Raw genomic sequence first — 11,453 nt, 5'->3', positions numbered from 1 at the left:
TCCCTCACCGTGCCCCTCACCCCCGGGCCCTACGGCTTCGACGTCATCGCCCGCGACGCCGCCCGCAACTGGTCCACCAAACCCTGGACCCCCTTCACCGTCACTCCACCGGTGAGAGCCGAGCGCGTCGTACTCACCCCCACCACGACACCCGAGACCTCACAGTCGGTCTCGTGGCTGGGCGGCGAGGGCGCCACGGAGCGGCTCGAGATCCGTCGGTCCGGCGACCCCTCGCCGATCGAGGTCACCGCCACCGCTCGCGGCACGATCAGCGGCAACCCTCGCCAACGATTCTCGACCACGGCCACCGGGCTGGCTCCGGCCACGGCGTACGACTATCGGGTGGGTCTGCCGGGGTCGTGGAGTCAGTGGCAGTCCTTCCGCACCGCCGATCCGAACGACGACGCCTTCACCTTCCTCTACTACGGCGACGCGCAATCCGGACTCGACTCAACCTGGCGTGACGTCGTGGCTGCCGCCGCGGCTCAGGCTCCCGATGCCGTCGGCTCGGTCCACGCCGGGGACCTGATCAACAACGCAGACAACGACGACCAATGGCGTGACTGGTTCGCGGGGATGAGCCGAAGCGCCGCCACGAGCAATGTGATGGCGGCCCCCGGCAACCACGAGTACCTGGGAGACCGGCTGCTCACCGCCTGGAAGTCGACCTTCGAATACCCACTCAACCAGCCGAACCATGCCTCGATCGGAACGCTGGCCGACCTCGCGATCGGGTCCGACCAGGTGGCCCGCCAGTACGCCGCCTACTTCGACCACTTCGAGGTCCTGGCGGCGGAGACCGTCTATTACACCGACTACCAGGGCGTCCGGTTCATCGCGTTGAACCCCACGCGCGACCAGACGTTCCTCCGGCCCGTGAACCTTCCCGACTGCGTCGACGCGGCTTGTCCCTCAAAGGCTCCCGGTGACCTGTGGATCCGCTACCAGGCGGCGTGGCTGGAAGGGGTCCTGGATCAGAACCCGGGGACGTGGGATGTCGTCACGTTCCACCAACCGGTCTACTCAGCCGCCGTCGGACGCAACGAACCCGCGGTGCGGCGCCACCTGGTGCCCGTCTTCGAGGAGTACGACGTCGACCTGGTCCTCATGGGCCACGATCACGTCTATTCACGCGGCTATAAGGACACCAGCGCCACCGGGACCCCCGGCCTCACCGTGGGGCCCGTCTACGTCGTGTCCAACGCGGGAGCCAAGCACTACATCCTGGAGACCGATCCCACGAAGAACGTCTGGGACGCCAACGGAGCCATCCAGGTCCGCACCGGGCAGGCCGTGACGACGTATCAGACCATCGACGTCACCGACTCGACGTTGCACTACCGCTCGTGGCTCGTAGAGAAGGGCCCCGGCGCCTCCACCACCCTTACGGACGGTTCGGTCTTCGACGAATTCACCATCACACTCCGCCCGAGCGGGCAGACTTGGGTCACCGAGCCCGGGGTCGACCCGCCGAACTGACCCGATCGCGGCCCTCGGCACCCTCCCCCCGCCCCCCCAGGAGACCGAGATGATCGCGCCCACCCGTCACCGACGTCGTGAGATCGATCCACGCCTGTTGGTCGCCCTCGTGGCCGCGGCTTTGATGCTGAGCGCATTGAGCATCCTCGGGTCCCTCTCCCCTGCACCGGCAGCCGCTGCGACCAAGGACAGGGTTGCCCCGAGGATCAAGGTGAATGCGCCCCACCGGAACCGGGCCGTGCAGGGTCCCGTTGTCGTGCTGCGCGGCATCGCCAAGGACAACTCGGGCGTCACAGCTGTCTACGCAAGAGTTCGTGACCGCGCCACGAAACGCTGGCTGCGACCCAACGGCACCTGGGTCCGACGCCCGTCCCGCTTGAAGACGAAGCTGCGCACCCCCGGCAGCACGACGTCCACGTGGGTGCGGCGTGTTCGTCTGCCCGCAGGCTCCTATCGGCTTCAGACCATTGCCCGCGACGCCACCCGCAACCGCTCACGCAAGTCCTGGTCTCGGTTCACCGTCAAGGCTGCCGCAGCTACGCCAGGTACAGCAGATACAGCAGCCGCCCGCGTCGTACTGACCCCCACCACGACTCCGGCGAGGTCGCAATCATTCTCTTGGCTGGGCGGCAGGAGTGCTTCCGAACACCTCCAGATCCGCTCCTCGGTGGGTGGGGTGACCAGGACGATCTCGGGCACGGCGCGTGGCACGGTCAACGGCAACCCCCGCCAACGGTTCTCGACCACCGCGACAGGCCTGAGCCCGGCCACCGAGTACGACTACCGGGTCGGACTCCCAGGGTCCTGGAGTCCGTGGCACACCTTCGGCACGGCTAGCTCTGCTGAAGACTCCTTCACCTTCCTCTACTTCGGCGACGCTCAGGTCGGGCTGGACTCGACCTGGCGACGGGTCGTTCAGGCCGCAGAAACGAAAGCCCCGGAGGCGGCGGGGTCGATCCACGCCGGTGATTTGATCAACAACGCCGACAACGACTCGCAGTGGCGCGACTGGTTCGCGGGGATGGCCAACAGCGCTGCCACCAGCAACGTGCTCGCCGCCCCCGGCAATCACGAGTACCTCGGCGATCGTCTTCTCACTGCTTGGAAAGCGACCTTCGAGTATCCCCGCAACCAACCCACCCGATCGACCATCGGCTCGCTGGCCGACCGCGCGGTCGGCTCGGACCAGGTCGCTCGGCAATACGCGGCCTACTTCGACCATTTCGCTGTCCTGGCGGCCGAAACCGTCTACTACACCGACTACCAGGGCGTCCGCTTCGTCACCCTCAACACCACGCGCGAGCAGGAGTTCTTACGTCCCGACAATCTTCCCGCCTGCTGGGATCCCGCTTGCCCGTCCAGCGGTCCGGGCGATCTGTGGATCAGGTTCCAGGCCGCCTGGCTGGAAGGCGTCCTGGCACAGAACCCGGGGACGTGGAGTGTGGTCGCCTTCCACCAGCCGGTCTACTCCTCATCCGTGGGACGCGATGAAGCCAAGGTCCGCGAGCATCTCGTACCAGTCTTCGAGTCGTACGGCGTCGACCTGGTCCTGATGGGACACGACCATGTCTACTCGCGTGGCTACAAGGACACCAGCACCACCTCGACTCCCGGCCTGACCTCCGGCCCGGTGTACGTCGCGGCCAACGCTGGCGCGCAGTACTTCCCCCTCGAGGCCGATCCCGAGAAGAACGTGTGGACGGCCAACGGAGCCACCCAGGCGCGGACGGGTCAGGGCGTCACGACCTACCAGACCGTGGACGTCACCGGATCCACGCTGCACTACCGCTCCTGGCTGGTGGAGAAGGGCAGGACTGCGACGACGCGCCTCCCAGAAGGTGCTCTCTTCGATGAGTTCACCGTCACCCGACGTGCCGGTGGTCGGACCTGGGTCACCGAACCCGGGGTCGTTGCCCCCGGCTGAGGAGTCAGGCCCTCACCCCCCACCAACGCCAAGGGCCCCGGATCACAGTGATCCGGGGCCCTTCTCAGCATTGAGGTCAGCGACCGGCTGCGCCCTCGACATAATCCGAGTCGTGGCTCTTCACCCAAGCCATCAGCTTGCGCAGTTCGCGGCCGGTGGCCTCGATCGGGTGAGCCTCGCCCTTCTCACGCAGCGAGTTGAACTCGGGGCTGCCTGCCTCGTGGTCGTCGATGAAGCGCTTGGCGAACGCACCGTTCTGAACGTCGGCCAGCACGGCCTTCATGTTCTCCTTTACCTCGGGGGTGATGACCCGCGGGCCGGAGACGTAGTCACCGAACTCGGCGGTGTCGGAGACCGACCAACGCTGCTTGGCGATGCCGCCTTCGTACATCAGGTCGACGATCAGCTTCAGCTCGTGCAGGCACTCGAAGTAGGCGACCTCGGGCTGGTAGCCGGCCTCGGTGAGGACCTCGAAGCCGTACATCACCAGCTGGGAGGCACCGCCACACAGGACGGCCTGCTCACCGAACAGGTCGGTCTCGGTCTCCTCGGTGAAGGTGGTCTTGATCCCACCGGCGCGCAGGCCACCGATGGCCTTGGCGTAGGACAGCGCGAGGGACCAGGCGGTGCCGGACTCGTCCTTCTCGACGGCGACCAGGACGGGTACACCGCGCCCGTCGACGTACTCGCGGCGAACCAGGTGACCGGGACCCTTGGGAGCGACCATGAACACGTCGACGCCCTCGGGCGGGGTGATGAAGCCGAAGCGGATGTTGAATCCGTGGCCGAAGACCAGGGTGTTGCCGGGGACCAGCTGCGGGGCGATCTCCTCGGCGTACACCTTCTTCTGGTGCTGGTCGGGGGCGAGGACGACAATGACGTCGGCCTCCTTCGCGGCCTCGGCGGGGGTCTTGACCGTCAGGCCCTCGGCCTCGGCCTTGGCGCGGCTCTTGGAGCCCGGCTGCAGGCCGACGCGCACATCGACGCCGGAGTCGCGCAGGGACAGGGCGTGCGCGTGACCCTGGCTTCCGTAACCGATGACGGCCACGGTCTTGCCCTGGATCAGGGACAGGTCGGCGTCGTCGTCGTAGAACATCTCAGCCACGTCAGGCTTCTCCTTAGGTTGGGGTGCTGCGTTGGGTGGTGCTGTGGGTTTGGGTCAACCGGCGATCGGCGGGGTGGGTACGACGACCGTGCGCAGATTGCGCTCGGAGATCGACCGGGATCCTCGCCCGATGGCGACCTGACCCGACTGGACGAGTTCACGCACCCCGAAGGGTTCGATCACCCGCATGAAGTCGGCGATCTTGGCGGTGTTGCCGATCAGTTGGATGGTCACGGCGTCCGGGGCGACGTCGATGACGCTGCCGCGGAAGAGCTGAACGGTGTCGAGGACCTGACCGCGGGTCTCGGTGTTGGCCGCGACCTTGACCATCACCAACTCCCGGGTGACCGACGACTCGGACTCGAGTTCGACGATCTTGATCACCTCGACCAGCTTGTTGAGCTGCTTGGTGACCTGCTCCAGGGGCGAGGAGGCGACATTGACCACGATGGTCATGCGTGAGACCTCGGCGTGTTCGGTCGGACCGACCGCCAGGGACTCGATGTTGAACCCACGCCGGGCGAACAACCCGGCGATCCGGGCCAGGACCCCGGGCTTGTCCTCGACCAGGACGGAGAGTGTGTGAACGCTCATTACAGATCATTGTCCTCGAAGTCGGGCGCCAGGTCTCGGGCGTACTTGATGTCGTCGTTCGACGTGCCGGCCGCGACCATCGGCCACACCATGGCGTCGCGGTGGACCCGGAAGTCCACGACCACCGGGACGTCGTTGATCTCCATCGCCTTCTCGATCGTCGCGTCGACCTCTCCGGGCGACTCGCACGACAGTCCCGCGCAGCCGTAGGCGTCGGCGAGCTTGACGAAGTCCGGGATCCGCTTGGAGTGTAGATCGGTGTTGGAGTACCGCTCGTTGTAGAAGAGCGTCTGCCACTGACGAACCATCCCGAGGGATTCGTTGTTGATGATCGCGACCTTGATCGGGATGTTGTTGATCGCGCAGGTCGCGAGTTCCTGGTTGGTCATCTGGAAGCATCCGTCGCCGTCGATGGCCCACACGGTCTGGTCGGGCATCGCGACCTTGGCGCCCATGGCACCCGGGACGGCGAAGCCCATCGTGCCCAGACCACCGGAGTTGATCCAGGTGCGCGGCTTCTCGTACTTCACGAAGTGGGCCGCCCACATCTGGTGTTGGCCGACCCCGGAGGTGTAGATGGTGTTCTCACCCGAGACGACGCCGAGACGCTCGATGACGTACTGCGGGGAGAGCGCACCGTCGGGCGCCGCGTCGTACCCGACCGGGTACTTCGCCTTCACCCCGGACAGGAACTGCACCCAGGCCTCGTAGTCGCCGGTCGTCCCGGCGTCGGACTCGGCCCTGAGCAGGGCGAACAGGTCGCCCATGACCTCACGGACATCACCGACGATCGGGACATCGGCGTGGCGGTTCTTGCCGATCTCGGCCGGGTCGATGTCGGCGTGGATGACCTTGGCCCCGGGGGCGAAGGAGTCCAGGTTGCCGGTCACCCGGTCATCGAAGCGGGCGCCCAGGCTGATGATCAGGTCACTGCGCTGCAGGGCGGCGACCGCGGCGACGGTGCCGTGCATCCCGGGCATTCCCAGGTTCTGGGCGTGACTGTCGGGGAACGCGCCGCGGGCCATCAACGTCGTAACCACGGGCATTCCGGTCAGTTCGGCCAGCGCCTTGAGCTCGGCCGAGGCCCCGGAGCGGATCGTGCCGCCGCCGACGTACAGCACCGGACGACGAGCGTCGAGGATCAGTCGCGCGGCCTCGCGGATCTGCTTGGCGTGGGGGCGGGTGACCGGGCGGTAGCCCGGGAGCACCAACTCGGAGGGCCAGGTGAAGGTGGTGTCGGCCTGGAGCGCGGACTTGGCGACGTCGACGAGAACCGGGCCGGGTCGTCCGGTCGAGGCGATGTAGAAGGCCTCGGCCACGGTGCGCGGGATGTCGGCGGGGTCGGTGACCAGGAAGTTGTGCTTGGTGATCGGCATCGTGATGCCACGGATGTCGGCCTCCTGGAAGGCGTCGGTCCCGATCATCGAGGCCCCGACCTGACCGGTGATCGCGACCATGGGCACGGAGTCCATGTGGCAGTCGGCGATCGGGGTGACCAGGTTGGTCGCTCCCGGACCCGAGGTCGCCATACAGACGCCGACGCGCCCCGAGGCCGAGGCGTACCCCTGGGCCGCGTGCCCGGCGCCCTGTTCGTGGCGGACGAGGATGTGGCGGATGGAGGAGTCCATCAGCGGGTCGTACGCCGGCAGGATGGCCCCGCCGGGAATCCCGAAGATGGTCTCGGTGCCAGCGCACTCCAACGACTTGATCAGGCTCTGGGCCCCGGTCATCGGGGTGCCCGCGGGCGTCCCGCTGGCTGACTCACTCATGTCGCTCCCTCGTTCATGGCGGTTCTGGCGTTCTTCGGCTCGATGGTGCATGTGGACCCCAACAAAAAACCCCTCGGTTGCCCGGGCAACGAGGGGTGGACGCGCGTGCAGCTGCTGGTCAGCTGGCGCGTCCGGTGCGTACTACAAGAGTCAGGTCCATGTGCACAGCGTAGCCCTCCCACCCATGTGGCGTCATGAGTGGCTAGCCAGTGTCCCACGATACGGGACGCGAATCCCACCTGGTGAAACAGGTGAGGCTTCTCAGCCCTCTTCGTCCGGCGAGACCGCCCGACCCAACCAGGTGGTGACGCAGGCCTGGTTGCCCTGCGCATCAGCCAGCACCCAGAAGGAGGGTGCCCGCCCGTCGGAGACCAGGGTTCCCCCGGCCTCGATGGCCTGGGCGACCCGCTGTTCTGCGACCTCGGGCGGCACCCGGATGTCGAGGTGGAAACGCTGGTCGGGGGTTTCGCGCGCACCGCCGGACTCGGATTCCTGGAACCAGAGCGACGGCAGCACCCCCGAAGAGTCGGTGACGTCGTCGTCCCCCTCCTCCATGCCGAGCACGGCCGCCCAGAAGGGCTTGACCGCCGACAGGTCCGGGGTGTCCAGGGCCAATTCGAGGACCTGCACGTTCTGCGGCTGGGCCGAGGCGCCGACTCGCTCGGCGGCCTGGCTGATGATCCGGGCCAGATCGATGTCGCGCTGGGTGACCCCACCGACGTCGTGGCTGGTCAGTCGGACGTCGACCCGGGGATAGGTCAGCGTCACATCGGGATGATGGTTGGCTTCCTCCGCGGCGGCACCGATCTGGTTGACCAGATCGAGTCCGGCGGCGAAGCCTCCGGTCTCGAAACGGGCGTGGAGCGTCGAGAACATCACCCGCCAATCGGCGAGCAACTCGGCCTCGATCTCGTGGCCGGTCAGGGTCTGCTTCGGGTCGCGGTCCGTCATGAATCCGACAGTGCCACAGGTCGTCGTGGTGGGCCATCACCCCCACGAATGAAATACCGCTACATTCGCCGGGTGACTACCCCCCGGTTCTGGCATCTGTTGACGGCAGTGGTCGCTGTGGGTGCGTTGCTCCTCCAGCTGATCCTGGTTCTCCAAGGGGGTCGGGTCCTGGACGAGCAGGAGATCCCCGGCCTGGGCATCAGGGTGGGCCGGTTGGCGTCGTACTTCACAATCCAGAGCAATCTGCTGGTCGCCATCACCGCGGCCATCCTCGCCGTTTCACCGCAGTACGACGCCCGCTGGTGGCGTGTGGCCCGCCTGGATGCGGTGGTCGGCATCGCCATCACCGGAGTCGTGCACTTCTTCCTACTCCTCCCCCTGCTGGACCTCTCGGGGGCCGACTACGTGGCCGACAAGTTGCTGCACATGGTGGTGCCCGCCCTGGCGGTGATCGGTTGGCTCGCCTTCGGTCCTCGACCGCGGGTGTCCGCGTCGGTGGTCCGGTGGGCGTTGCTCTGGCCGGTGGCGTGGCTGCTGTGGACCCTGTCGATGGGCTTGGCGACCGGGTGGTTCCCCTACCCGTTCCTCGATCACCGTGAGGACGGATGGGCCGCGGTCGTCGTCGTCTCAGTCGCCATCATGGCCCTTTTCGTGGGCCTTTCCGTCGCCGCGCGGTGGTGGGACCAGCGCTTCTCCCCCAGCCGTACGACGAGCACCTCGGCACCCCTGCGCCGAGGGTGATCGAAGACACCCGTCAGACGCCCTCCTCGGTTGTGAAAGCAACGGGTTCGCTGCCACCATCGGAACATGTCTAGTCAGTTCCCAACCGCGCCGGAGCAGCGGCGTACCCACCACGCTGTAGAGCTGTGTCTGCAGGTCGGCGAGATCCTGATGTCCAACGGCGCGGGTGCCGCCGATGTCTCCTCGAGCATGCAGCTTCTGGCCGGGAATCTGGGGTTGGTCGGGGTCGAGGTGGACGTCACGTTCACGTCCTTGTCGATGAGTTGTCAGGACCCGTCCGGGATCCGCCCGGTCGTGCTTCTTCGCCAGGTCAGCCAACGCGCCATCGACTACGAGGACCTCACCCGGGTCGATCACCTCATCCGACGGGTCATCAACGGGGACCTGGATCTGGAGGGGGCGCGAGCCGAGGCGTCGCGCATCTCGAATTCCGGTCACACGCATCCTCGGTGGGTGGTCACCGTCGCCTGGGGGATGATGTGCGTCGGTATTGCCATCATGCTCGGTGGTGGTCCTGCGGTGATCGCTCTGGCTGGCTTGGCCGGGGGAACCATCGATCTGTTGCAGCAACGGCTCGCCCGCCGCCGGCTCCCTGCTTTCTACCTGCAGGTGGTGGGTGGACTCACCGCATCGGTGATCGCTCTGGCAGCGGTCGCGGTCGGGCTGGATGTCGACCCCTCTCTCGCGGTCACCGCGAACATCATCATGCTGCTGTCGGGGATCGGCTTCATGGCTGCCCTGCACGACGCCCTGACGGGGTTCTACGTCACCGCCAGCGCTCGCCTGCTCGAGGCGCTCCTGGCCACCGCCGGGCTGATCGCGGGCGTCTCGGGTGGTCTGACGATCGCCTCGGTCGCCGGGGTCGAGATCGACCGTCTGGTTCCTGGGCGCATCATCGAGTTGGATGCCGTCGGCCTCATCGCAGCGGGAGCCGGTCTGGCGGCCGCAGCCTTCGCGGTCGCGTCCTACTCCCCCAAGCGTGTGGTGGCGCCGATCTTCCTGGTGGCCAGCCTCGGTATCGCCATCAGCCAGATCATGGGGTACTTCGGTTTCGATCGCCCCTGGTCGGTCGGCGTTGCGGCCTTGATCCTGGGCATGCTGAGTCACCCCATCGCTCGCTGGGCCAAGACCCCGCTCCTGGTCATCGTCGTCTCCGCCGTGGTCCCCATGCTGCCGGGAGTCGCGATCTACCGCGGTCTGGCGCTGCTGTCCAACGCCGACGACGCCGCCCCTGCGCAGGGCATCCTCTCGATCATGGAGGCGGCCTCGATCGCCCTGGCCATCGCGGCCGGAGTCATCCTGGCTGAATACCTGATGCAGCCGATCGACCGTGAGGTCCGCAAACTCGCTGCGCGCCGGCCGAATGCGGCGAACCGCCACTCCCCGATGTCGTCCGAGCCGCTCATCGCGCACTCGGCGCACCCTGCGAGCCCGGCTCACCCCGTCGAGCTCAACACCATGGAACTGGGGATCGACGACCTGGCCGAGATCGACGAACGGTTGCGAGGACCTCGACTGGTGGGACCTCGAGGAGACGAGGGATCGACCGACTGATCAGGTCGCGGCGAGAGCCGCTCCGATCGCGTCGATGCCCTCAGCGACCTCGGCGAAGGACGTCGACAGGGGTGACAGCCCGAGTCGCAGGCCGCCCGGATCGCGGTAGTCCGGGATCACGTCGCGCTCCCACAACGTGGCGGTGACCTCGCGCATCGCCGGGTGCAGAAGGGTCACGTGACCGCCGCGCCGACCGGGCTCCCGTGGCGAGGCCACCGTGACGTCGTACCGGGCCAGACGCTCCTCGGAGCGTTCCATGGCGAAGCCGGTCAGCAGGATCGACTTGGCTCGGACCGCCTCCAGACCCACCTCGGCGAGGAGTTCGAGCATGTCCTGCATGCCGAGCATGCCGATCACCGGCGGCGTACCGCTGATCATCCGGCGTACCCCCGGAGCCGGACGGTAGTCGGGCCCCATCGCGAACGGGTCGGCGTTCCCGAGCCAGCCCTGGATGGGCTGGACGATCTGCTCGTGCAACCTCTCCGCGACGTAGATGAACGCCGGTGACCCCGGCCCCCCGTTGAGGTACTTGTAGGTGCAGCCCACGGCCAGGTCGACGTCCCAGTCGTCCAACGCCACGGGCACCGAACCGACTGAGTGGGACAGGTCCCAGAGGATCAGGGCGCCGGCGTGGTGGACCGCCTGCGTGATGGAGGCACCCTCGGCGATCCAGGCCGATCGGTAGGCGACGTGGCTGACCACGACCAACGCCGTGTCGAGGCCGACCACCTGTTCGACCTGTTCGAGGGTCACGCCGGTGGCGGTGTCGACGTCGATCCACCGCACGGTCAAGCCGCACTCACGGGCCACGCCCTCGGCGAGGTAGCGGTCGGTGGGAAAGTTGTCCCGGTCCACGACGATCTCGGTGCGCCCGGGCCGCAGCGCCACCGCCGCCCGCATCGCCTTGTAGAGCAGCACCGTCGTGGAGTCCCCGACGATGGTCTGTCCCGACCGGGCACCCAGGCAGATCGAGCCGATCTGGTCCCCGATGGTCGCGCCGAGGTCCATCCACCGCTCGTCCCACCCGCGAATCAGCCGCGTGGCCCACTCGTCCTCGACGAACGTCTTGAGTCGTTCCCCTGTCGCTCGCAGGGGTCGACCCAGGGAGTTCCCGTCGAAGTAGACCAGCGCGGTCTCGGAGCCGACGAACCGATCGCGGTACTGCGCCAGCGGGTCAGCCGAGTCCAGGCTCATCGGGGTACTCATGGCGACCGTTCTACTACAGCCCATCCCCCACGAAGTGCGCCAGATGGGCTTCGAAGTTCGCCAAATGGGGCGAGCAGGAGATCTCGCGTCCCCATCTGACGAACTTCGCGTCCCCATCTGACGAACTTCG

General features: G+C 67.2%; 9 protein-coding genes. 4 read left to right on the top strand and 5 right to left on the bottom strand.

Features of this window, described 5'->3' with window-relative positions:
- Window positions 1–1,479: purple acid phosphatase family protein (locus ACYVLV_RS08845; RefSeq protein ID WP_460809230.1), on the top strand; the 1,479-nt coding region annotated here is incomplete at its 5' end.
- Window positions 1,480–1,528: 49 nt separating this feature from the next.
- Window positions 1,529–3,403, top strand: coding sequence for a purple acid phosphatase family protein (locus ACYVLV_RS08840; protein ID WP_460809227.1), 1,875 nt, complete (start codon window positions 1,529–1,531; stop codon window positions 3,401–3,403).
- 76 nt (window positions 3,404–3,479) lie between these two features.
- Here ACYVLV_RS08840 and ilvC read toward each other — a convergent pair whose 3' ends face one another.
- From ilvC to ACYVLV_RS08820, 4 genes are all read right to left on the bottom strand, one after another.
- The gene (ilvC, locus tag ACYVLV_RS08835) at window positions 3,480–4,508 is read right to left on the bottom strand and encodes a ketol-acid reductoisomerase (RefSeq protein ID WP_460809226.1); all 1,029 of its coding nucleotides are present in this window, start codon (window positions 4,506–4,508) and stop codon (window positions 3,480–3,482) included.
- A gap of 54 nt (window positions 4,509–4,562) precedes the next feature.
- Window positions 4,563–5,102 (bottom strand): acetolactate synthase small subunit, encoded by a 540-nt coding sequence (ilvN, locus tag ACYVLV_RS08830; RefSeq protein WP_460809224.1) that lies wholly within the window; start codon window positions 5,100–5,102, stop codon window positions 4,563–4,565.
- The gene (locus ACYVLV_RS08825) at window positions 5,102–6,922 is read right to left on the bottom strand and encodes an acetolactate synthase large subunit (protein WP_460809223.1); all 1,821 of its coding nucleotides are present in this window, start codon (window positions 6,920–6,922) and stop codon (window positions 5,102–5,104) included. The genes ilvN and ACYVLV_RS08825 overlap by 1 nt, the downstream gene beginning before the upstream one ends.
- Before the next feature lie 210 nt (window positions 6,923–7,132).
- Window positions 7,133–7,822 carry a 4a-hydroxytetrahydrobiopterin dehydratase gene (locus ACYVLV_RS08820; protein WP_460809222.1) on the bottom strand — a complete coding sequence of 230 codons (690 nt, stop codon included), beginning with the start codon at window positions 7,820–7,822 and terminating at the stop codon, window positions 7,133–7,135.
- Between the two features lie 72 nt (window positions 7,823–7,894).
- Between ACYVLV_RS08820 and ACYVLV_RS08815 the strand changes: the two genes are divergently transcribed.
- The gene (locus ACYVLV_RS08815; protein WP_460809221.1) at window positions 7,895–8,563 is read left to right on the top strand and encodes a Pr6Pr family membrane protein; all 669 of its coding nucleotides are present in this window, start codon (window positions 7,895–7,897) and stop codon (window positions 8,561–8,563) included.
- 66 nt (window positions 8,564–8,629) lie between these two features.
- Complete coding sequence (locus ACYVLV_RS08810) at window positions 8,630–10,117, top strand: threonine/serine exporter family protein (protein ID WP_460809220.1); 1,488 nt, start codon at window positions 8,630–8,632, stop codon at window positions 10,115–10,117.
- On the opposite strand, the gene ACYVLV_RS08805 is transcribed toward ACYVLV_RS08810, so the two are convergent.
- Window positions 10,118–11,323, bottom strand: a complete 1,206-nt coding sequence (locus tag ACYVLV_RS08805) for a kynureninase (protein WP_460809219.1) — start codon at window positions 11,321–11,323, stop codon at window positions 10,118–10,120.
- Window positions 11,324–11,453: the final 130 nt, after the last annotated feature.

This window comes from Nocardioides salsibiostraticola (assembly GCF_054783655.1).
The sequence above is the reverse complement of the archived record's forward strand: the minus strand, read 5'-3'. Positions and strand labels throughout refer to the sequence as shown.

What these genes read in the sequence shown, in the direction of transcription:
- ACYVLV_RS08840 (WP_460809227.1), top strand. Translation starts at nt 1,529, where the DNA reads ATGATCGCGCCCACCCGTCACCGACGTCGTGAGATCGATCCACGCCTG.
- ilvN (WP_460809224.1), bottom strand. Translation starts at nt 5,102, where the DNA reads ATGAGCGTTCACACACTCTCCGTCCTGGTCGAGGACAAGCCCGGGGTC.
- ACYVLV_RS08825 (WP_460809223.1), bottom strand. Translation starts at nt 6,922, where the DNA reads ATGCACCATCGAGCCGAAGAACGCCAGAACCGCCATGAACGAGGGAGC.
- ACYVLV_RS08820 (WP_460809222.1), bottom strand. Translation starts at nt 7,822, where the DNA reads ATGACGGACCGCGACCCGAAGCAGACCCTGACCGGCCACGAGATCGAG.
- ACYVLV_RS08810 (WP_460809220.1), top strand. Translation starts at nt 8,630, where the DNA reads ATGTCTAGTCAGTTCCCAACCGCGCCGGAGCAGCGGCGTACCCACCAC.
- ACYVLV_RS08805 (WP_460809219.1), bottom strand. Translation starts at nt 11,323, where the DNA reads ATGAGTACCCCGATGAGCCTGGACTCGGCTGACCCGCTGGCGCAGTAC.